Genomic DNA, 22,033 nt, shown 5'->3' on the forward strand with positions numbered 1-22,033 from the left:
CTTGGCTTGACAGTGCTAATTCTGGTGTTATAATAAGGGTGTCCTTAAGAGAGGGGCCCAACAGGAGCCCATCCCGGGACAAAAAAGAACCGAAACATCCGGCCGGTACACCGCCGTCCGGAACAGGTAACAGAAGCTCGCCACCGCGAGGGTTCCATCCCCCCAGCTACGAGCCGTCGATGATGAATGGAGGTATGACTTATGTTACCTAGCCTGTTTGGTGAGAATCTGTTTGACGACTTTTTCCAGGATCCCTTTGACAGAATGCCCGATATGTTTGCCCACAACCCGCTGTATGGCAAGCACGGCAAGAACCTGATGAAGACCGACGTGCGGGAGACTGAAAACACCTATGAGTTGGATGTGGACCTGCCCGGCTTCAAAAAGGATGAGGTACAGCTGGAGCTGAAGGACGGCTGTCTGACCATCAGCGCCGCCAAGGGTCTGGACAAGGACGAGGAGGAGAAGAATGGCCGCTATCTGCGCCGGGAGCGCTATGCCGGTCAGTGCAGCCGCAGCTTCTATGTGGGCGAGCAGGTGGAGCCCAAGGATGTGTCCGCCAAGTTTGAGGACGGCATCCTGAAGATCACTCTGCCCAAGGCGGTCCAACAGCTGCCTGTGAATCACACCATCGCCATCGAGTAAACAGTACAGGAAGCGCCCGCCGCAGCTGCGGCGGGCGCTTTTTCGCTTAAAACTTTACGGAGAGAGCGCTTGAATCCATATTGTCCTCTGTGTTATGATGGGTTTACCGTTTGGGTGCCTTCGCAACCACTGGTTGCGGAAATTCCAGCCGGACTTGATAGCAGGAAACCGACTGTTCTGGTAGGCTGGGATCATCCGGAAAGGCCGGAGGAAAGGAAGGCGAACCATATGACATTGGGAGAACGGATTCAGAGCTATCGGAAGCGGGCCGGACTGTCCCAGGAGGCTCTGGCCGAGCAGCTGGGGGTGTCCCGGCAGGCGGTCAGCAAATGGGAGGTAGATGCCGCCCAGCCGGAATTGGACAAGGTAGTGGCTTTGGCAAAGCTGTTCGGGATCACCACCGACCAGCTTTTGCTGGGTGCCATGCCGGACCCTCAGTTTGTGGAGAAGGGCGCTCCCGAAAAAAATCCGCCCCGCTGGTATCTGCTGGGCATCCTGCCCCTGGCCCTGGGGGGCTACCTGCTGGTGCGGGGGCTGATGTCGCTGATCACTACAGTGAGTTTTTTGCAGATGATGCGTCTGCCGGTAGGATAAGGAGGGGGAAACCATGAGCGCTGATCTTGAGCTTTATTATAATGGTATCGGTTCTATGGCGTGGGCCATTTACCTGCCCCTCATCATACAGATCGTGGTGGGCGCGGCCCTGGCGGCGGCAGGTATTCTGATCCTGGTGGTGGGGCATCGAAAGTATACCCGCCGCAGAAAAGGTGAGCTGTGAAAAAACTTTTTCTAAATTGAAAAAAAGACTTGACGGGAAAGTTAAGTTGTGCTATCTTTATATCAGAAATGATAATCATTACTGATTAGCACTTCCGCTAAACCAAGATCAAATAAAATAAAAATTCAATTTAGGAGGAAAATCACATGAAAAAGTGGGTCTGCTCTGTTTGCGGTTATGTTCACGAAGGGGATTCCGCCCCTGATTTCTGCCCCATCTGCAAGGCTCCCAAGGAGAAGTTCGTGCTCCAGGGCGGCGACAAGACCTGGGCTTCTGAGCACGTTGTGGGCGTAGCCAAGGGTGCTCCCGAGGAGATCATCCAGGGCCTGCGTGAGAACTTCCAGGGCGAGTGCTCTGAGGTTGGTATGTACCTGGCCATGGCCCGCGTGGCTCACCGCGAGGGCTATCCCGAGATCGGCCTGTACTGGGAGAAGGCCGCCTACGAGGAGGCTGAGCACGCTGCCAAGTTTGCCGAGCTGCTGGGCGAGGTCGTGACCGACTCCACCAAGAAGAACCTGGAGATGCGTGTTGACGCCGAGAACGGCGCTACCGCCGGCAAGACCGAGCTGGCTAAGCTGGCCAAGCAGCACAACCTGGATGCCATCCACGACACCGTGCACGAGATGGCTCGCGACGAGGCCCGCCATGGCAAGGCTTTCGAGGGCCTGCTGAAGCGCTACTTCGGCTAATCTAAACCGGATAAATCGCAACAATCAAGCACTTTTTGAGAGGGAATCGGGAAACCGGTTCCCTCTCTTTTTCTTATCTCCTTGTACAAAAATGGTACATGAAGCTTTTCAGGCCCCATGTTCTCTCTTCAAGTGGTACAAACATGTACCATTTCGTATCTCTATGATACCCCTGAATCCATTGAAATACAAGCATTTCAGAGCATCTTGAAGGCAAGAAAAATACATCTTTGAAACAGGAAAATAACATCTTTCAGGCATCTTTTTAGCTGCCATTTTTTGAGGGAAAGCACGGTTGATTTTTGACCGTGCTTTTTCTTTTACTTCAAAGCATCAGTACCATTATAACGACACGTGGCTATTCTGGAAATGCTATACTAAAGTCACAAAAGAGATGAGGAACACAAAACCTCACGAACAGAAAGGAAGAGTAAAAATGTAATCTGAGCGCATTATGATTTTGGTTTGGGCCGATTTGAACAAGCGAAAGATTTATGTTCCCCGCAAACTCATGGAGCGAGTACACATTCTGAATAGCGCCGAGGCGCAGTTGTACTTTACTTATCGAAACCGCTACCCCGACTTTGAGGTTATGGTAGGTTGAGTGAGTACCAATAAAACGACTTACGACTGTCCCGCCCCTGCTATAATAAGACCATAAAGAACAGGGAAGCAAAGCCCTGAAAAACAAAAAATATTTATAAAAAGGAGATTATTACCATGACTAACCTGACCATCAACAACAAGGCCCGCACCATCGAGATGACCAAGAAGTTTGAGAAAGCCGCCAGCCGCTTCGGTTCCGACGAGTACAAGGCGCTCCAGGAGGCCCGCAGGGACAACCCCACTTACAAGGTCATTGTCAAGACCAGCACCGCCAAGAGCAAAGAGAACTTCAAGGGCCTGACCTACGATTACATGAAGAAGTACATTGCCGCCCACGACGACAAGGACAAGACCATCATGGCCGAGTTTGAAATGCTCCGGGGCACCTCTGCTGAGGCGAAGGAAATGAACGCCGCCGCCCGTCCCTACTCTGCCTCATTTTTGCAGTTAATTCCGTCCCCGGTCGTGTTCTCCGTAATTTATCAGCGGTCGGGAAAACACCCAAGAAAAGCCGCCGCCAGAAATTACAACTGCATTTTCCCGGAACCATCCCCCGCCGCCGAGAGGTGCTTTCATGTTCCGTTCCACCGGGGGTACTCCCGGCCTACCCTTTGACCTTCTTGTGAGGGAAATTGCCAGCCGCTCGTGATCTGCGGTTCCGCTCCAAATTGAAAGTGCACTTTCAAACATGAATACTATGTAAATTTACGCGCAAAGTATTGATATTGCGCGTAAAAAGGAATAGAATAGTAGTGCCATAGAAAGGAGTGGTCACAATGGCAGAAACGACAAACCTCAATATCCGCATTGACAAAGACCTGAAAGAGCGTGCCGAAGCTGTCTTTGCCGACATGGGTATGAGCATGACAACGGCCTTTAATATCTTTGTGCGCCAGACCTTGCGGCAGGGCAAAATTCCCTTTGAGATTTACGCAGACCCATTTTACAGCGACAGCAACATGCGGGCATTGGACAACAGTATCAAGCAGGCCGGGCAGGGCAAGGTGGTAGTCAAGTCTATGGACGAGTTGGAGCAGCTTGCCGATGGGGACTAACATCACATTCACGGAACAGGCGTTTGAAGAATACCTGTCATGGCAGGGACGGGACAGAAAAACGCTGAAAAAGATAAATGCCTTGTTGAAGGACATTTGCAGAAGTCCGTTTGAAGGGATTGGCAAGCCAGAGCCATTGAAGGAAATCTTGTCAGGCTATTGGAGCCGACGCATTGACGATACGAACAGGCTTGTTTATCGTATGGTCGATGGACAGGTCGAAGTTTATCAATACAAAGGCCATTATGACGATTGAGTGAGTGAAGCGGAGTTGCCAGCCGCTTCACTTTTTTGTTGTCCGGTTCCGCTCCAAATTGAAACTACACTTTCAAAACCAGATCTCCACGCACAAGAATTCAACTTGTAAGAAAAACCGACAACTCTGAAACAACTTTTGAGAAGTAGCGGCAACTTCCAATTATCCAGCAACAACTTTTAGAGTAAAGGCAACAACTTTGTTGCAGAATGAGGCAAATTTGAGGCCGAAACCGTTTCTTTGACATAAAAAAATTTTTATGTTATAATATTTACAGAAAAAGGAAAAAGAGATTTATAATTTATCATTCCCTTTGTAGGCTTAAACAAGCAGTAGGATAAAGGCGTTGCGGCCTTCCATCTTGTAGAGCGCTTCCGTTCTATGCTTCCGGGCAGCAACGCCAAGTGCTGGCAACACGCTTCCTACTGTTTGCTTAAATCTACAAAGAAAGGAAGCCAAAAGATGGAAAATTAGAACCTGCCGCCATCAGGGGATAGCATGAACTATGAGGAAAAGATTACTTTACTCAATGGAGATGACTTCTTTTCCTTTTTTGAGTATATGCACGCTCAACCTCGATGGGTAAATAGTAACGGCAAACGGTCTATTCAAGTTTTGGGCCTTTGTCACCACGGCGAAAACCATTCAGCTCTGTTTGACCCTATCCGAAACCTGTCCCTCCACAAGCTCCACAGCCTGCTGGGCTATGTGCCTCAGAAGGGGGTGCTCTTCTCGGGCACCATCGAGAGCAACCTGAAATTCGGTGGGGAGGACATTACCGACCAGGCCATGTGCCAGGCGGCGGCCATTGCCCAGGCGGACGACTTCATCGACGCCAAGCCGGAGGGCTACGAATCCCCCATTGCCCAGGGGGGCACCAACGTGTCGGGCGGCCAGAAGCAGCGGCTTTCCATCGCCCGGGCCATCGCCAAGAGTCCCAAGGTCTATCTCTTTGACGACTCCTTCTCCGCCCTGGACTACAAGACCGACGCGGCTCTGCGCCGGGCCCTCAGTGAGCAGGTGAAGGACGCCGCCGTCATCATCGTGGCCCAGCGGATCTCCACCATCCTCCACGCCCAGCAGATCATCGTGCTGGACGAGGGCAAGGTGGCGGGCATCGGCACCCATGAGGAGCTGATGGCCAATTGCCCCACCTATCAGGAGATTGCCCGTAGTCAGCTGTCAGAAGCGGAATTGGGAGGTGTGGGCGCATGAGTGAGAAACACACAGCGGTCCGTCCCCGGGGGCCCATGGGCCACAGAGGCCCGGGTGTGCCCGGCGAGAAGGCCAAGGATTTTAAAGGTACGGTGAAGAAACTGCTCTCCCATATGGGGCGCTTCAAGCTCCAGCTGGCCCTGGTGGGCATCTTCGCCGTATGCTCTACCATTTTCAACATTGTAGGCCCCAAGGTGCTCTCCCAGGCCACCACAGAGATCTTTACCGGCCTGGTGGGCAAGGTCCAGGGGACCGGCGGCATTGATTTCGGCAAGATCAGTCAGATTTTGCTGATCCTGATCATTCTCTACCTGATCAGCGCCTGCTTCGGTCTGATCCAGGGCTGGATCATGAGCGGAGTGACCCAGAAGACCTGCTACGGTCTGCGGCGGGACATCTCGGAAAAAATCCATCGCATGCCCATGAAGTACTTTGAGTCCCGCACCGTGGGCGAGGTCCTCTCCCGCATCACCAACGACGTGGACACCCTGGGCCAGAGCTTGAACCAGTCGGTGACTACCCTCATTACCTCAGTGACCACCCTCATCGGCGTGCTGGTGATGATGCTTACCATCTCCCCGCTGATGACCCTCATCGCCCTGGTAATCCTGCCGGTGTCGGCAGCCCTGGTGATGCTGGTGGTCAAGCACAGTCAGAAGTACTTTGTGGCCCAGCAGAAGTATCTGGGCAAGATCAACGGCCAGGTGGAGGAGACCTACTCCGGCCACAGCGTGGTGCGGGCCTTCAACCGGGAGGAAGAAGTGGTCAGGGAGTTTGACCAGACCAACGCCGTCCTCTTTAAGTCGGCCTGGCTCAGCCAGTTCCTGTCCGGCATGATGCAGCCCATCATGACCTTTGTGGGCAATCTGGGCTATGTGGCCGTGGCGGTGGTGGGTTCCATGCTGGCAGTGACCGGAGCCATCAGCGTAGGTGACATCCAGGCTTTCATTCAGTACCTGCGGCAGTTTACCCAGCCGGTGACCCAGATTGCCCAGGTATCCAATATGCTTCAGTCCATGGCCGCCGCCGCCGAGCGCGTCTTTGAATTCTTGGCCGAGGAGGAGGAGAGCCGGACTGATACCTGCCCTGTACCCGCCGACCAGCTCACCGGCGCGGTGGAGTTTGACCACGTGAAGTTCGGCTACGTGCCGGAAAAGACCATCATTCACGACTTCTCCGCCCAGGTGAAGCCGGGCCAGATGGTGGCCATCGTGGGCCCCACCGGCGCGGGCAAGACCACCATGGTCAAGCTGCTCATGCGGTTCTACGACGTGGACGGCGGCGCCATCCGGGTGGACGGCCACGACGTGCGGGAGTTCAACCGTACCAAGCTGCGGGAGGCCTTCGGCATGGTGCTCCAGGACACCTGGCTGTTCAAGGGCACCATCATGGAGAACATCCGCTACGGACGGCTGGACGCCACCGACGAGGAGGTCATCGCCGCCGCCAAGGCAGCCCACGTCCACCACTTCATCCAGACCCTGCCCGGGGGCTACCAGATGGAGCTTAACGAAGACGCCTCCAACGTGTCCCAGGGCCAGAAGCAGATGCTTACCATCGCCCGGGCCATTCTGGCGGACAACCGGATCCTGATCCTGGATGAGGCCACCTCCTCGGTGGATACCCGTACCGAGCATCTGATCCAGGCCGCCATGAACAACCTGATGAAGGGGCGTACCTCCTTTGTCATCGCTCACCGGCTGTCCACCATCAAGGAGGCCGATCTCATCCTGGTGATGAAGGACGGCGACATTGTGGAGCAGGGTACCCATCAGGAGCTGCTGGACAAGGGCGGCTTCTACGCCGGACTGTACAACGCTCAGTTTGAGGAGAGCGAGGCCAGCTGAACCCACAGACAACAAAAATGCCCAACTCCATAGGAGTTGGGCGTTTTTTATGTTCAGCGCCGGGTTTTGAGCCGGGCCATGGCCCGGGCCAGAGCGGCCTTGGAGTGATAGTATTCGTGGATGCTCTGCTTCTGGCGCAGGCGCTCCTCGGCCCGCTGTCGGGCGGCCTCGGCCCGCTTCCGGTCGATCTCCTCGGGGTGCTCGGCAAAGCCCACCAGCAGGATCACATAGTCCGGCTTGATTTCGGCAAAGCCGGCGCCCACTGCGGCGGGCTCCCATTTGCCGTCCGCTTTGTAGCGCAGTTCGCCGGGCTCAATGGCGGTGACCACCGGCTCATGGCCGGGGTAAATGCCCATCTGGCCGTCCACCGCAGGAAGCACCAGGGCCTCGGCGGGGCCGATGTAGAACTGGCGCTCCGGGGTGATGATCTCCAGATGGAAGGTGCTGGTCTCGGCCATTTACACCGCCCCCATCTTCTTGGCCTTGGCAATGACCTCGTCCACGTTACCCACGTTGCTGAAGGCGGCCTCGGGGTACTTGTCCAGCTCGCCGCCCAGGATGGTCTCGAAGGAGCGGAGGGTGTCCTCCAGCTTTACATAGCGGCCCTCCAGGCCGGTGAACTGCTCGGCCACCGAGAAGGGCTGGGAGAAGAACTGCTGAATGCGGCGGGCCCGCTCCACGGTGCGGCGGTCCTCTTCGCTCAGCTCCTCCATGCCCAGGATGGCGATGATGTCCTGGAGTTCACGGTAGCGCTGGAGCAGCTCCTGGGTGCTGCGGGCGATCTTGTAGTGGCGCTCGCCCACCACGTCGGGCTCCAGAATGCGGGAGGTGGACTCCAGGGGGTCCACGGCGGGGTAGATGCCCATCTCCACGATCTTACGGGAGAGGACGGTGGTGGCGTCCAGATGGGCGAAGGTGGTGGCGGGGGCGGGGTCGGTCAGATCGTCGGCGGGGACGTAGACCGCCTGTACGGAGGTGATGGAGCCGTCCTTGGTGGAGGTGATGCGCTCCTGCAGGGCACCCAGCTCGTTGGCCAGGGTGGGCTGATAGCCCACGGCGGAGGGCATACGGCCCATCAGGGCGGACACCTCGGAGCCGGCCTGGATGTAACGGAAGATGTTGTCGATGAAGAGCAGCACGTTCTGCTTCTCCTGATCCCGGAAATACTCCGCCATGGTCAGGCCGGTGAGGGCCACACGCATACGGGCTCCGGGGGGCTCGTTCATCTGACCGAAGACCAGAGCGGTCTTCTCAATGACGCCCGACTCGGTCATCTCACGCCACAGGTCGTTGCCCTCGCGGGTACGCTCGCCTACGCCGGTGAAGATGGAGTAGCCGCCGTGCTCGGTGGCGATGTTGTGGATCAACTCCTGAATGAGTACGGTCTTGCCCACGCCGGCGCCGCCGAACAGGCCGATCTTGCCGCCCTTGGCGTAGGGGGCCAGCAGGTCGATGACCTTGATGCCGGTCTCGAAGATGTCCACCACGGGGCGCTGGTTCTCAAAGGCGGGGGGCTGACGGTGGATGGACCACTTCTCCTTGGACTTGACGGGGCCCTTTTCGTCGATGGCGTCGCCCAGCACGTTGAACATACGGCCCAGCACGCCCTCGCCCACGGGGATGGAGATGGGGGCGCCGGTGGCGGTTACCTCCATGCCCCGGCCCAGACCCTCGCTGGGGGAGAGCATGATGCAGCGCACCGTGTCGCCTCCTACGTGCTGGGCCACCTCCATGACCTGGCGCTTGCCGTCCAGCTCCACCTCAAGGGCTTCCTTGATCTCAGGCAGGGCGCCGCCCTGGAAGGCCACGTCTACTACAGGTCCCATGACCTGTACGATGGTTCCTTTGTTTTCGTTCATATTGCAATCCCCTTTCGGGCGTTCAGCATCGGAAAATGAAATCAGTGCGGAGCAGGACATGCGCCTGCGCAGCACACCTCAGCTTGCGGCCGCGGCGGCCGCAACCACCCGCGCCGTGGGTGGGTGAGGGGGGTATCGTCGGCAGTTTCTTCTGGAACTGCCGACGTATCTAGGGGGGACAAAGTCCCCCCTGGATAACTTAGAACGCGGCCTGGGCGCCGCCCACCACCTCGGTGATCTCCTGGGTGATGGCGGCCTGCCGGGCACGGTTGTAGGACAGGTTCAGGCTTTGCAGCATGGCCCGGGCGTTGTCGCTGGAGGACTTCATGGCGGTCATGCGGGAATTCTGCTCGGAGCAGTAGGACTCCACCAGTGCGCCGAAGATGTCCCCCTTCACATAGCCGGGGACCAGACGATCCATGACCGCCTTCACCGAGGGCACATAGGCCACGTCCCGGTTGTAGCTGTCCCGGTTTTTCTCATACTCGGGGAACACGTCCGGGTCCAGGGGGAGCAGCTTGTGGATGGTGGGCTCCATCTGGAAGGTATTGACCATCCTGGTGAAGATGATGTATACCTCGTCCAGCTGCTCCTCCAGGTAGAGGTCCAGCATCAGCTCGGCCATGTCCCGGGCCCGGGCCATGTTGGGGTCCTGGGCGGTGTAGAGAAATTCTACGTCGATGGGTATCCCGTGCTCCTGGAAGTAGGAGCGGCCCACCTGACCCACCACAAAGAGGCTGGTGTGGGCGCTCTGGCTCATCTTCTGCTCGGCCAGCTTCAGAATGTTGTGGTTATAGGCGCCGGCCAGACCCTTGTCGCCGGTGATGACGATATAGCCGATCTTCCGGTCCGCCGGCTGTACGCCGGGACGCTTGTCAAAGAAGACGTGGCTGATCTCCGGGGAGTGGTGGAGGATATCGGAGATGGTGACCTCGATTTTCCGGAAGTAGGGCTCCACATCGGTGAGCTGCTTGCGGGCCTTCCGCAGGTTGGAGGAGGAGATGAGATACATGGCGTTGGTGATCTTCAGGGTCTGCTCCACGCTCTTGATGTGGGTCCGGATCTCCTTTATGCTTGCCATGTGGCACTCACCCGCTTCTTGGCGTCCTCCAGTATCGAGCGAATGGTCTCGATGGCGGGACCGCTCAGGTTTCCGGTGGATTCGATCTTATCTACCACATCGGCGTGCTCGTTCTCCATCTCCTGGGCAAAGTCCAGCACGAAGGAGCGTACCTTGTCCAGGGGCACGTCGTCCACCAGACCGTTGGTGGCCACATACAGGATCATGGCCTGGCGGCTCACCGGCATGGGATGGTACAGGGGCTGCTTGAGCAGCTCCAGCAGACGGCGGCCGTGGTCCAGAGCCTGCTGGGTGGCGGGGTCCAGGTCGGAGGCAAACTGGGTGAACACCTCCAGCTCCCGGAACCGGGCCAGGTCGATGCGCAGGGTACCGGCGGTCTTCTTGATGGCCCGGGTCTGGGCGGAGCCGCCCACACGGGATACCGACAGGCCCACGTTGACGGCGGGGCGCTGGCCGGAGAAGAACAGGTCGTTTTCCAGATAGATCTGGCCGTCGGTGATGGAAATGACGTTGGTGGGGATGTAGGCTGACACGTCGCCGGCCTGGGTCTCGATGATGGGCAGGGCGGTCATGGAGCCGCCGCCGTATTCCTTGGTCAGGCGGCAGGCACGCTCCAGCAGACGGGAGTGCAGGTAGAACACGTCGCCGGGGTAGGCCTCACGGCCGGGGGACCGCTTGAGCAGCAGGGACAGGGTACGGTAGGCCACCGCGTGCTTGGACAGATCGTCGTAGACGATGAGCACGTCCTTGCCCTTGCTCATAAAATATTCGCCCATGGCGGCGCCGGAGTAGGGGGCGATATACTGCAGGGGGGCGGACTCGCTGGCGGTGGAGGACACGATGATGGAATAATCCATGGCGCCGTGCTTTTTCAGTGTGTCCTGGATGCGGGCCACGGTGGAGGCCTTCTGGCCAATGGCCACATAGATGCAGATCACATCCTGGCCCTTCTGGTTCAGAATGGCGTCCACAGCGATGGCAGTCTTGCCGGTCTGCCGGTCGCCGATGATGAGCTCACGCTGGCCCCGGCCGATGGGTACCATGGCGTCGATGGCCAGAATGCCGGTCTGGAGGGGCACATTGACGGGCTCCCGGCTGACTACGCCGCTGGCCTCATGCTCGATGGGGCGGGTCTCGGTGGCGTTGATGGGGCCCAGACCGTCGATGGGCTGGCCCAGCACATCCACCACCCGGCCCACCAGACCATCGCCCACAGGCACGTCGGCGGGGCGGCCGGTGCGGCGCACCACGGTGCCCTCCCGGACGCCGGCATCGCTGCCCAGCAGCACCACGCCCACGCTGTCACGGGCCAGATTCATGACCATGCCCTTCACGCCGGTGTCCAGCTCTACCAGCTCACCGTACACCGCCTTGTCCAGACCGTAGACGGTGGCGATGCCGTCGCCCACCTCCAGTACGGTGCCGGTCTCATCCCGGCGGACCCGGGTATCATATCCTTCAATCTCCTCCCGCAGGATGGAGACGATTTCTTCCGGTTTGGTTTTCATGCCATTCGCCTCTCTTCCAGTTGCCGGGTCAGGCCGACCAGCGCCCCGCGGACGCTCTTGTCATAAGTCACGCCCTCGATCTCCAGGGTGAAGCCGCCCAGCAGGGACGGATCGGTGCGTATGTCAAATACGATATCCTGCTTGTAGTGGAGCCGGCACAGGGCCTTTTTCAGCTTTTCCAGCTCCGCCTGGCCGGGAACCCGGACGCAGGTCAGGCGGCAGCGGGCCGCCCCCCGCTGGGCCAGGGCCTTGTCGTGAAAGGCCTCCAGGATATCAGGCAGCAGGGCTATGCGGCCCTTTTGGGCCAGCAGGCAGTAAAAGCGCAGCAGCAGACCGTGGCCGTCCAACTGGGGCAGCCGGGCCAGCACCCGCTCCTTCTCCCAAGCCTGGATGGCGGGAGAGCGGAGGGACTCCCAGAGAGGGGCGTCCTCCATCAGAACCTGGGCGGTGGAGTCCAGGGCATCCTCATTGGGAGAGATCTGGTAGAGGGCCTCTGCGTAGCGGCGGGCCAGCTCGTTCATGCCTGCTCACCCACTTCCGACAGAAAGGTGTCCACCAGAGCCTTGTCGGCCGCACCGTCCATGGACCGCTGGGCCACCTTGGCGGCGGCCAGCAGAGCCAGGGAGGCTACCTCGTTGCGGGCGCCCCGCAGCATGGTGTCCCGCTCGGTGCGGATCTGAGCCTCCGCCTGGCTGCGCAGCCGCTTGGCGTCGGTCTCGGCCTCGGCCATCTTGCCCTCGTAGACCCGCTGGGCCCGGTTCTGGGCGTCGGCCACGATCTTGGCGGCCTCGTGCCGGGCGTCGGTCAGCTTGCTCTCATACTGGGTTTTCAGCTCCTGAGCCTGACGGTTGTTGTCCTCAGCAGAGGCAATTTCGCTCTTGACCAGGGCGGCCCGCTGCTCCAGCACGGCGTTGACCCGGGCAAAGAGGAACTTCTTCATCAGCAGGAAGAGGATCAGCAGGTTGACGATGGTAAAGAGAATGGTGGAAAGATGGAACTCCAGCATTGGGGACGCCCCCTTTAACCGACGAAGATGATGAGCAGAGCGGTGATGAAGCCGAAGATAGCGGTACCTTCTGCCAGGGCGCAGCCCAGCAGCAGGGCGCTGTTGATCTTGCCGGAAGCCTCGGGCTGACGGGCAATGGCCTCGCTGGCCTTGCCGGTGGCAAAACCGATGCCGATACCGGCGCCGATGCCGGTGAAGACTGCGACAGCAGCAGCAATGATAGCCATAGACATGATAATTTCCTCCAGTCAATCAAATGTTTGTTGGATCACTCTTCCTCTTTGATGCCCTCGCCGGTGAACAAAGTGGTGAGGAATACAAAGACGACCATTTGGATCAACCCGTCAAACAGGTCGAAGTAGATGCTGAACACCGCCGGCAGGATCACCGGAGCCACGAACTTGAGCATCTCCATGATGATGAAGGCGCCCAACACGTTGCCGAACAGACGCATACACAGGGCCAGGGGCCGGATGACCACCTCCATCAGATTGATGGGCAGCAGCAGCGGCATGGGCGCGGCAAATTTTTTCAGTCCGCCCAGCAGCCCGTTGTACCGGAACTGCGCCCCGTAGATGAGCAGCATGCTCATCAGGGCCAGCGCCGTGGTCACGCTGATGTCCTTGGTGGGGGGCGTCAGACCAAAGATGCCGATGATATTGGCAAATCCGATGTACAGCGCCACCGTGCCCAGCCAGGGAGCGAAGGGCCGCCAATGCTCGCCGATGTTGGTCTTGACGAAGCCGTTCAGGAACTGCACGGCGCTCTCCAGGGCGATCTGCATCTTGCCCGGATTGCGGACGCTCAGGTTCCGGGTCAGCAGCAGGGCCGCCGCCAGCAGCACTGCCATGACGATCCACGTCACCACTACGGAGTCCGCCACCGGGATCCCCCCAAACAGTGGGATGGTGAACGCCACGCGGTTCCCCAGCTCCTCCACCAGGGTTTCCTTGAATGCCTCCAAATGCATCACCTCGTTTTCGCAGGGATCATCTTACTACCGGAGCGGAGTTTTCGTAATCCTTTTGAAAGTAAAAAAAGTATTGAAAATTGACAAAACATTGTATTATATATAGTTACTAAGAGGAAAGCGTGCTGATATTCTGAGACCAGGACCTGTTTGACAGGTCCTTTGGTTTTTTCTATACTGATAGCAAAGGAGGCGGATCCTCATGCCCATACAGGCCTCAGCTTCCATCCGCGCCCGGCTCATGCGGATGAATCTCATCGTCGTCATTGTGTCCATTGCCCTCTCTCTGGCGGGGACCCTCTATTTCACCCTGCGCAGTGAGCAGAGGGCGCTGGACAACAATCTGCTCAACTCTGCCTCCATCCTCTCCCGGGTGCCCTTGCTCCGGGAAACCCTGCAAGGGGCATATACCGTGGAGGAACTGGCCGATTATTTGGACGAGACCACCGAGCTGACCTCAGATATCGACCTGATCCTGGTGGGGGACACCCGGTCCACCCTGATCTACGTGCCCGACCGGTCTCTCATAGGCACGGCCTATTCCGGCGTCGCCCAGGCCGATGCCCTGGCGGGAGCCGCCCCCTATACCTCCAACGAAACCGGCCCCATGGGCTCCGACCACTCCGCCTATGCCTCTGTGCGGGATGAGGCGGGGGATGTGATCGGCTTTGTCATCGTGGGGGTCTATTTCCGCAGTATGGCCCTGGTGGGGCTGGGTACCGCCCTGCGGCTGCTGGCTGTGGGCGTGGTGGCGGCGGTGCTGGGCTGCCTGCTGGCCATGCGGCTGTCCCGCAGCATCAAGCGCTCCCTGATGGGCTATGAACCGGACGCCTTTGCCCGGCAGTTCCACCAGCGGGAGGACATTCTGGACGCGCTGGAGGAGGGCATTCTGGCCATCGACGGGGAGGAGAAGGTGATATTTCTCAACGCAGCAGCGGCGGAGATGCTCTCCATGGACCGGAAGACCGCCCTGGGCCGTCCGCTCCATCAGGTCTATCCCCGCTCCACCCTGGACCGGGTGCTGCGTACCGGACAGGCGGAGTACAATGTGAGCATGCAGTCCCTGAAGAACATCCGGGTGCTGGCTGACCGCCTGCCCATCCGCGAGGACGGCAAGCTGGCCGGTGCGGTGAGCATTTTCCGCAACCGCACCGAGCTTACCCGCATGGCGGACGATCTCACCGGTGTGCGCCATATGGTGGAGGCCATGCGGGCCTACACCCATGAATTTATGAACAAGCTCCATGTGATCCTGGGACTGCTCCAGATCGGGGAGCCGGAGAAGGCTCAGCAGTACATTATGGACACCACCCGTACCCAGCGGGAGGCGGTGAGCCGCATCATGAGCCAGATCCGCCAGCCCTCGGTGGCGGCGCTGCTGGTGGGCAAGACCAGCCGGGCCAACGAACTGGGCATCCGGCTGCGGCTGGACTGGGAGAGCGCCCTCAGCGAGGAGAGCCCCTGGCTGCCGCCGGAGGCCTATGTGACCATCCTGGGCAACCTGATCGAAAATGCCATTGAGGGGCTCAACCAGTCCCGCTGCACCACCAAGGAGATCTCGGTGAGCATCCGGGAGGGAGAGGACAGCCTGCTCCTCTGTGTGGAGGACACCGGACCGGGCATCCCGGCCGAACTGCGGGAGACCCTGTTTCAGCGGGGGGTATCCACCAAGGGACGCAGCCGGGGTACCGGCCTGTCCCTGGTCCATGAGGTGGTGGAGGCCTACCATGGGGAGATCCGGGTGGAATCAGAGAGCGGCGTGGGTACGTCGTTCTTTCTCAGCTTTTGCCGGGAGAACGGCCCGGTGGACAAGGAGTGATTGGCATGTATCGTGTGGTGATCGTGGAGGACGATCCCATGGTCTCTCTGCTGGACCGTACCTTCACTGAAAAGGATGCCCGCTTTCGGGTGGTTCAAACCTTCCAGGACGGCCGCTCCGCCCTGGAGTGGCTGTGCCAGAACCCGGTGGACCTGGTGGTTCTGGATGTATATATGCCCTTGTTTACCGGGGTGGAACTGCTCCGGGCCCTCCGGGAACGGGCTGTGGCGGTAGACGCCATCATGGTCACTGCTGCCAACGACGCCGCCACCGTGGACCAGCTGCTGAAAATGGGCGTGGTGGATTATCTGGTCAAGCCCTTTACCTTTGAACGGTTTCAGCAGGCCCTGGATACCTTCTGCCGGCACCGGGAGGCGGTGACAGGGGAGGCGGTGACCCAGGGGGAGCTGGACAAGCTGTTTGCCCCGCCGGAGTCAGGGGAGCACGCCGTGCCCAAGGGCTTGCAGGAGAGCACCCTGAAACTCATCCGGGAATGCCTCCGTGCCGCACCGGAGCAGGGCCTGCCCAGCGAGGCCATCTCCCGCCAGACCAATCTGTCGGTGGTGACCGTGCGCCGCTACGCCAACTATCTGGTGGAGCGGGGGGAGGCCTTCAGCGTGATCAACTATGATACCGGCGGCCGCCCCTGCCGGCTGTATCGCATGAAGAACTAGGCAAACTTCCCCTTGCCCGGGGCCCGTTTTGTGCGTAAAATGGAGAAAAGGACCATAGGCGGCGGAAAGGCTGGAGGATATATGGCGAGAAAGGATGAAACGCCCGGGAGAGCGGGATACTGCTGTCAGAGCCGGGCCATGTCCTATGACCGGTGGAGCCTGCTGTCCCCGGAGGAGCGCGGAAACGCTGCCCTGCACTGGATGCAGGGTGACCCCGATTCATGGGCCGCGCCGGGCAGCGGGGAGGGCAGGCTGTTTCTCTGCCCCCGCTTTGAATGTGCGCAGGTGGAACCTGGAGAGAGTCCCGACTATAATGGGGGACGGCAGCGCTGCCTGGAGCCCTATGAGAGGCTGCCGGCACGGCTGATCCACTTCGGACATGAGCAGGATGAGGTGCGAGAGGAGCTCTGCCGGAGTGGCTGCCCCTGCTATGAGAAGATGGGGCGAAAACCCGCCTGCTGCTACGATTTTGCCGACCGGTTCCGGGCGGTGTTTGAGTGGCAGGAGGAGGCGCCAAAGAGACGGCGGAAAAAACCTGCCTGGGAGGCGGTACACATCCATGACCTGCGCCTGTGGGGCCGCCCGCTGACGGTGGAGCTGTGGCATCCCAGAGGCCGACGGCCCCAGGCCCTGCGGGAGATGGCCGGGTCCTATCCCGGTTTTGACCATACCGGCCTGTGCACCTTCCGCCTGGGAAACGCGGTGGATCGGGCGCTGCTCCACGACCTGCCCGTCTCTTACATATCCGAGGCCAGCGGTATCGACGCCCACATCATCGAAAGCTGGAAAAAGACCCGCATTTTGGAGGCCTCTCTGGCCCTGCCCCAGCTGGTGACCCGCTATACCCTGGAGGACTGCGGACCCTTTTCCGCCTGGACGGAGAACCACTCCCTCCTGGTGCCGGACAAGCTCCACGGCAGCCGGTGGGAAAAGTATACCTTCACCTACCGCCGGGAGGAGGGGCAGCCCCCGCGGCTCATCTCTATCTACCCGGCCACTGAGTGGAATCTGGTCCGGAAGCTGGCCTCCACGGCCCTTACCCGGCTCATGGACAGCCATAAGGTGGGACTGTCCCCGGGTCGGCTCTTCAATCTGGCCGTAGATTTTCTCTCCGCCACCCTGTGCAACGGCGGGGAGGGACGGGAGATCTCGCCGGCCCTGGGCGCCATGCTCTTTCTGTCCCTGTGCGAGGAGGAGCGGCCGGGCTGCGGAGAGGAGCTCTTTCAAAAGCTGGATGCTCCATACAGAGACTATTACACCGGCTGCTACCGGCAGCTGCTGCAGCTGTACCGGGATCTGGGACGGGAGCCCTGGACTTCCCTGCCCGAGATGCTCCATGCCCTGTTCCAGGAGGAAGCGCAATCGGGAGAGCTGGCCCAAAGTATGGCGGCCTGGTATGGGGGCTGCGTCAGCCGGGCGGGCCGGGAGCGCGTCCATCTGGTGACGTGCCGGACCATGCGGGAGCCCTTCTGGTCCCCCCTGAAGCTGCAGCTGCTGGCGGAGCTGACCGAGAGCGGGGCAGTGCCCACGGTGCGGGAGCTGATCACCCGGCTGCTGCTCCTCAATCCCGCCACCATGGCTGCGGCCCAGACCGACCACAACGGCTCCGGGCTGGACTATTCCAACGTGGTGCCCGGCATCCTCACCGATGAGCTCCACCACCTGCTGGAGCAGGGCTTCCTGCGGGGAGAGCGGGCCTGCTGGCTGGTGAAGCGGAAGAAACCCTTTGCAGAATAAAATGACTGGCTGCACCGGTCCGAATCCTGATAAACAACAGCAGCCCCAGGGTCCTTTGGACCCTGGGGCTGCTGTTATTTTAATGCTTTCTTTCGGCCAGGGAGGCGCCTGAAGGCTTGTACCTCCGATAGATGTAGAAGGACAGGAGAACGGTCAGGGTGTCGGCAGTCACCTGGGACCAGACGATGCCGAACATGCCCACAAGTGCGTTCAAAAGGAAGAGCATGGGGATGTTGAAGTCCAGCCACCGGGTCACCCCCAGGAAGAGGGAGATCCGTCCCTTGCCGAAGGACTGGAACAGATAGACGGTGAAGAAACTCAAGAACATCAGGGGCGTGGCCAGTACCCGGATGCGCAGGAACTGGGAGGCCAGCTCCACCGTCTGGGGATCGGAGATGAACAGGTGGGAGAACTGGACGGCAAAGACCTCATACAGCACGATACTGATGCCGGCCACGATCAGGCCCAGCCTGCGGGAGAGGCGGATGGCATCGTTCATGCGCTGCTCATTGCCGGCGGAGTAGTTGTAGGCCACCAGGGGCAGCATGCCCTGACAGATGCCCACGCCCACATTCAGCGGGAAGCGCTCCACCTTCAGCACGATACCGATGGCGGCCAGGGCCAGATCGTGGTAGGAGACCATCAGCTTGTCGATGATGACATAGTCCAGATCAAACAGGAAGGTGGTAATGGCGGAGGGGATACCCACGCCGAATACGGCCAGGATGCTGTCCCGGCCGGGCAGGCCGCCTTTGGGGAGAAAGGTGATGATGGAACTTCGGCCCATCCGCAGCAGGACGGACAGGAAGAAGAGAAAGGCCACACAGTTGGAAAGACAGGTGGCCAGCCCCGCGCCCAGCACCTCGTGGCCCTCCGGCAGCAGCACGAACATAAACAGAGGGTCCAGGGCGATGTTCAGTACCCCGCCCAGAATGATGCCGGTGCTGGCCGTCCTGGAACGGCCGATGCTGCGGATCAGGTTAGCCAGTACGTTGGAGAGCACTGTAGGGATGCCGCCCACCACAATGACGCACAGGGCGTACTGTCTGGCGTAGGCGTAAGTGTTGTCTCCAGCGCCCAGCAGCCCGAGGACCGGGTCCATAAAGATGCCCACGCCCGCGGCGAAGAGAGCTGCGATAAACAGCCCCAGCCAGAGGGAGAAGGCGCTGACCCGCCGGGCCTCATCGGGTCGGGACTGGCCGAGCAGGCGGGAGATCAGGGAGCCGCCGCCGATGCCCGCCAATCCGGCCAGGCAGAGGGTGATGTTGAACACGGGCAGGATCAATGAGGTGCCTGCCACCATATAGGGATTGTTGGTCTGTCCCACAAAAAAGGTGTCCGCCATGTTGTAGATCAGAACGATCAGCTGACTGGTGACCGCCGGAATGATCATTTTACACAGGGCGGAGGGGATGGGAAGATCCTGAAATACCGTTTCCTGGGCGGAGCCCGTCTTTGCTTGCATAGTGCCACACCTGAGCTTTCCAAGGATAATACATGGATATCATACCACACGGACGACGCAGCCGAGTCGTTTTTCCACAAAAAAGTCTGCCGTGTGGAATACACACGGCAGACTTTTTCAAATAGGTCGATTTTTACAGATAGCTCTTCAGCTTCTCCACCATGTCCAGGTGCTCCCAGGGCAGGTCAATGTCGGTGCGGCCGAAGTGGCCGTAGGCGGCAGTCTGCTCGTAGATGGGGCGGCGCAGGTCCAGCTTCTCAATGATCTTGGCCGGGCGCATGTCGAAGCATTCGTTGACGATGGCGGACAGCTTCTCCTCGGACAGGGTGCCGGTACCGTAGGTGTCCACCAGCACGGAGACGGGGTGAGCCACGCCGATGGCGTAGGCCAGCTCGATCTGGCACTTGCGGCACAGGCCGGCAGCCACCAGGTTCTTGGCAATGTAGCGGGCCATGTAGGCGGCGGAACGGTCCACCTTGGTGGGGTCCTTGCCGGAGAAGCAGCCGCCGCCGTGGGCAGCGGAGCCGCCGTAGGTGTCCACGATGATCTTGCGGCCGGTGAGGCCGGTGTCGCCCACGGGGCCGCCCACCACGAAGCGGCCGGTGGGGTTGACGTAGAACTTGGTGTCCTTGGTGATGTACTGGGCGGGGATGATGGGCTTGATGATCTCCTCCACCACGGCCTCCCGCAGGTCCTTCAGGGCAATGTCGGGGTCATGCTGGGTGGAAACCACGATGGCGGGGCAGGAGAGCACCTTGCCGTCGTCGTCATACTCCACGGTGACCTGGCTCTTGCCGTCGGGGCGGAGCCACTTCAGCTTGCCGGCCTTGCGCACGTCGGTGAGCTGGCGGGACAGCTTGTGGGCCATGGAGATGGGGGCGGGCATCAGCTCGGGGGTCTCGTCGCAGGCGTAGCCGAACATCATGCCCTGGTCGCCGGCGCCGATGAGGTCGGCGGCGTCGGTGCCGCCCTCCTGGTGCTCGAAGGACTGGTTGACGCCCATGGCGATGTCGGGGGACTGCTCGTCGATGGCGGTCATGACGGCGCAGGAGCGGTAGTCAAAGCCGTAGGCGGGATCGGTGTAGCCGATGCGCTGCACGGTGCGGCGGACGATGGCGGGAATGTCGGTGTAGTGGGAGGTGGTGATCTCGCCCATCACGGTGACAATACCGGTGGTGGTAAAGGTCTCACAGGCCACATGGGCGGTAGGATCGGCGGCCAGGATGTCGTCCAGGACGGCGTCAGAGATCTGGTCGCATACTTTGTCGGGATGACCCTCGGTGACGGACTCCGAGGTGAACAGACGGTGTGCCATAGTTATACCTTCCTTTCTGTGTAGGACGTGAAAAACGCGCTCCGCCGGATGGCGGAGCGCGGAGAACTCGTCCATCCTCATCTTTCGATTACCTCGCCGGATTTGGCACCTTGCAAAAGCAGGTTGCCGGGTTTCATCGGGCCGTTCCCTCCACCACTCTCGATAAGGCTTATTCAATTTGACTGTGGCTATTCTAGCGGTTTTTTCCCACTTTTTCAATAGACAAATGGACGAATCTGTATAGAGTCAAAGGGCCTTTTTGATCAGGCCTTCCAACCGTTGAGGTATTCCTCCTGCTCCGGAGTCAGCTTGTCAATGGCGAAGCCCATGGCGGCCAGCTTTACCCGGCCGATCTCGTCGTCGATCTCGGCGGGCACCTGATAGAGCTTCTTCTCCAGGGAGTCCTGGTGCTTGACCAGCCACTCCAGGGCCAGGGCCTGGACGGAGAAGGACATGTCCATGATCTCGGCAGGGTGGCCGTTGCCGGCGGCCAGATTGACCAGCCGCCCCTCGCCGATGACATTGAGCACCTTGCCGTCGGGCAGGGTGAAGCCTTCGATGTTGTCCCGGCGGATCTCCCGCTTGACCGCCATCTCAGCTAGGCTCTTCACGTCCACCTCGCAGTCGAAGTGGCCGGCGTTGGTGAGGATGGCGTTGTTCTTCATGACGGCGAAGTGGCGGGGGGTGATGACGTCCTTGCAGCCGGTGACGGTGACAAAGATATCGCCGTACTCGGCAGCTTCATCCATGGGCATGACCCGAAAGCCATTCATGGTGGCGTCCAGGGCCTTGAAGGGATCCACCTCAGTGACAATCACGTTGGCCCCCATGCCGGAAGCCCGCATGGCCACGCCCTTGCCGCACCAGCCGTAGCCGGCCACCACCACGGTCTTGCCCGCCACCACCAGGTTGGAGGTGTGCATGATGGCGTCCCACACGGACTGGCCGGTGCCGTACTTGTTGTCGTAGTAGTGCTTGGCCTTGGCGTCGTTAACCGCCATCATGGCGCAGGGCAGGATGCCCTCCCGCTCCCGGGCCTTCAGCCGCAGAATGCCGGTGGTGGTCTCCTCACAGCCGCCGATGAGATTTTCTCCCAGATCGGCGCACTTGCCCCCCAGCAGGTGGACCAGGTCGCCGCCGTCATCCACGATGAGGTGGGGCTTGAATTTCAGGGTCTCAATAAGGTGGCTCTCATACTCCTCGGCGGTGGCGCCGTGGATGCCGAAGGTCTCCACACCCAGATCGGCCAGGCCGGCGGCCACGTCGTCCTGGGTGGACAGAGGATTGGAGCCGGTGAGCCGCACCTCGGCGCCGCCCTTGGAAAGCACATAGCCCAGATTGGCGGTCTTGGCCTCCAAATGGACAGAAACCGCTACCCGCAGGCCGGCAAAGGGCTGCTCCTTCTCAAAGCGGGCCTCGATGCTGCCCAGGGCGGGCATGAAGTCCCGTACCCAGCTGATTTTCCGCCGTCCGGAGGGGGCCAGAGAGGGGTCTTTTACAATACTCAT

Annotated in this window: 22 protein-coding genes, 1 pseudogene and 1 riboswitch; of the genes and pseudogenes, 12 read left to right on the forward strand and 11 right to left on the reverse strand. The window is 59.9% G+C overall.

Going from position 1 to position 22,033, the window contains the following annotated elements:
• Positions 1-201: 201 nt before the first annotated feature.
• From B5G34_RS04240 to B5G34_RS04275, 9 genes and pseudogenes are all read left to right on the forward strand, one after another.
• Positions 202-645, forward strand: coding sequence for an Hsp20/alpha crystallin family protein (locus B5G34_RS04240; RefSeq protein ID WP_087334591.1), 444 nt, complete (start codon positions 202-204; stop codon positions 643-645).
• 228 nt (positions 646-873) lie between these two features.
• Entirely contained in the window at positions 874-1,239 is a 366-nt protein-coding gene (locus tag B5G34_RS04245) for a helix-turn-helix transcriptional regulator (protein WP_087334593.1), read from the forward strand.
• Positions 1,240-1,252: 13 nt separating this feature from the next.
• Positions 1,253-1,423 (forward strand): hypothetical protein, encoded by a 171-nt coding sequence (locus B5G34_RS18695; RefSeq protein ID WP_162609417.1) that lies wholly within the window; start codon positions 1,253-1,255, stop codon positions 1,421-1,423.
• Positions 1,424-1,569: 146 nt separating this feature from the next.
• A complete protein-coding gene (locus B5G34_RS04250; protein WP_087334595.1) occupies positions 1,570-2,112 on the forward strand; it encodes an NADH peroxidase in 543 nt (180 codons plus the stop codon).
• Between the two features lie 720 nt (positions 2,113-2,832).
• Positions 2,833-3,333, forward strand: coding sequence for a hypothetical protein (locus B5G34_RS04255; protein WP_087334596.1), 501 nt, complete (start codon positions 2,833-2,835; stop codon positions 3,331-3,333).
• Positions 3,334-3,494: 161 nt separating this feature from the next.
• Positions 3,495-3,773 carry a type II toxin-antitoxin system RelB/DinJ family antitoxin gene (locus B5G34_RS04260; RefSeq protein WP_007493621.1) on the forward strand — a complete coding sequence of 93 codons (279 nt, stop codon included), beginning with the start codon at positions 3,495-3,497 and terminating at the stop codon, positions 3,771-3,773.
• Positions 3,763-4,029, forward strand: coding sequence for a Txe/YoeB family addiction module toxin (locus B5G34_RS04265; RefSeq protein ID WP_087334598.1), 267 nt, complete (start codon positions 3,763-3,765; stop codon positions 4,027-4,029). Before B5G34_RS04260 ends, B5G34_RS04265 begins: the two co-directional genes overlap by 11 nt.
• A gap of 663 nt (positions 4,030-4,692) precedes the next feature.
• Positions 4,693-5,244: pseudogene (locus tag B5G34_RS04270) on the forward strand (ABC transporter ATP-binding protein); the annotation flags it as partial.
• A complete protein-coding gene (locus tag B5G34_RS04275; RefSeq protein WP_087334600.1) occupies positions 5,241-7,091 on the forward strand; it encodes an ABC transporter ATP-binding protein in 1,851 nt (616 codons plus the stop codon). The pseudogene B5G34_RS04270 and the gene B5G34_RS04275, both read left to right, overlap by 4 nt.
• A 53-nt stretch (positions 7,092-7,144) precedes the next feature.
• Here B5G34_RS04275 and atpC read toward each other — a convergent pair whose 3' ends face one another.
• The 8 genes from atpC to B5G34_RS04315 all read right to left on the reverse strand — a co-directional run bounded on the left by atpC (position 7,145) and on the right by B5G34_RS04315 (position 13,515).
• Positions 7,145-7,549: an ATP synthase F1 subunit epsilon gene (gene atpC / locus B5G34_RS04280; RefSeq protein WP_087334602.1), complete on the reverse strand. Its 405-nt coding sequence runs from the start codon at positions 7,547-7,549 to the stop codon at positions 7,145-7,147.
• Positions 7,550-8,950 carry a F0F1 ATP synthase subunit beta gene (gene atpD, locus B5G34_RS04285; RefSeq protein WP_087334604.1) on the reverse strand — a complete coding sequence of 467 codons (1,401 nt, stop codon included), beginning with the start codon at positions 8,948-8,950 and terminating at the stop codon, positions 7,550-7,552.
• A gap of 199 nt (positions 8,951-9,149) precedes the next feature.
• Positions 9,150-10,031, reverse strand: coding sequence for an ATP synthase F1 subunit gamma (gene atpG, locus B5G34_RS04290; protein ID WP_087334606.1), 882 nt, complete (start codon positions 10,029-10,031; stop codon positions 9,150-9,152).
• On the reverse strand, positions 10,019-11,539 hold the full coding sequence (gene atpA / locus B5G34_RS04295) for a F0F1 ATP synthase subunit alpha (protein WP_087334608.1): 1,521 nt from the start codon (positions 11,537-11,539) through the stop codon (positions 10,019-10,021). Before atpA ends, atpG begins: the two co-directional genes overlap by 13 nt.
• On the reverse strand, positions 11,536-12,060 hold the full coding sequence (atpH, locus tag B5G34_RS04300; RefSeq protein ID WP_087334609.1) for an ATP synthase F1 subunit delta: 525 nt from the start codon (positions 12,058-12,060) through the stop codon (positions 11,536-11,538). The genes atpA and atpH overlap by 4 nt, the downstream gene beginning before the upstream one ends.
• Positions 12,057-12,545, reverse strand: a complete 489-nt coding sequence (gene atpF, locus B5G34_RS04305) for a F0F1 ATP synthase subunit B (RefSeq protein WP_087334611.1) — start codon at positions 12,543-12,545, stop codon at positions 12,057-12,059. Before atpF ends, atpH begins: the two co-directional genes overlap by 4 nt.
• A gap of 14 nt (positions 12,546-12,559) precedes the next feature.
• A complete protein-coding gene (gene atpE / locus B5G34_RS04310) occupies positions 12,560-12,778 on the reverse strand; it encodes an ATP synthase F0 subunit C (protein WP_207754525.1) in 219 nt (72 codons plus the stop codon).
• Between the two features lie 35 nt (positions 12,779-12,813).
• A complete protein-coding gene (locus B5G34_RS04315) occupies positions 12,814-13,515 on the reverse strand; it encodes a F0F1 ATP synthase subunit A (RefSeq protein ID WP_204245903.1) in 702 nt (233 codons plus the stop codon).
• A 202-nt stretch (positions 13,516-13,717) separates the two neighbouring features.
• On the opposite strand from B5G34_RS04315, the gene B5G34_RS04320 reads away from it, so the two are divergent.
• The 3 genes from B5G34_RS04320 (at position 13,718) to B5G34_RS04330 (ending at position 17,745) form a co-directional block, all read left to right on the forward strand.
• Positions 13,718-15,334 carry a sensor histidine kinase gene (locus tag B5G34_RS04320; protein ID WP_087334617.1) on the forward strand — a complete coding sequence of 539 codons (1,617 nt, stop codon included), beginning with the start codon at positions 13,718-13,720 and terminating at the stop codon, positions 15,332-15,334.
• Positions 15,335-15,339: 5 nt separating this feature from the next.
• The gene (locus tag B5G34_RS04325) at positions 15,340-16,008 is read left to right on the forward strand and encodes a response regulator (protein ID WP_087334619.1); all 669 of its coding nucleotides are present in this window, start codon (positions 15,340-15,342) and stop codon (positions 16,006-16,008) included.
• 81 nt (positions 16,009-16,089) lie between these two features.
• Entirely contained in the window at positions 16,090-17,745 is a 1,656-nt protein-coding gene (locus B5G34_RS04330; protein ID WP_140397191.1) for a hypothetical protein, read from the forward strand.
• A gap of 79 nt (positions 17,746-17,824) precedes the next feature.
• Here the strand turns inward: B5G34_RS04330 and B5G34_RS04335 are convergent, their stop codons facing one another.
• The 3 genes from B5G34_RS04335 to B5G34_RS04345 all read right to left on the reverse strand — a co-directional run bounded on the left by B5G34_RS04335 (position 17,825) and on the right by B5G34_RS04345 (position 22,033).
• Entirely contained in the window at positions 17,825-19,210 is a 1,386-nt protein-coding gene (locus B5G34_RS04335) for an MATE family efflux transporter (RefSeq protein ID WP_242956829.1), read from the reverse strand.
• Positions 19,211-19,343: 133 nt separating this feature from the next.
• On the reverse strand, positions 19,344-20,525 hold the full coding sequence (gene metK / locus B5G34_RS04340) for a methionine adenosyltransferase (RefSeq protein ID WP_087334623.1): 1,182 nt from the start codon (positions 20,523-20,525) through the stop codon (positions 19,344-19,346).
• A 74-nt stretch (positions 20,526-20,599) separates the two neighbouring features.
• Positions 20,600-20,694: riboswitch (SAM riboswitch) on the reverse strand.
• Between the two features lie 94 nt (positions 20,695-20,788).
• Complete coding sequence (locus tag B5G34_RS04345) at positions 20,789-22,033, reverse strand: adenosylhomocysteinase (protein ID WP_087334625.1); 1,245 nt, start codon at positions 22,031-22,033, stop codon at positions 20,789-20,791.

It is taken from the genome of Flavonifractor sp. An82, assembly GCF_002159265.1.
Taxonomy (GTDB): domain Bacteria; phylum Bacillota; class Clostridia; order Oscillospirales; family Oscillospiraceae; genus Flavonifractor.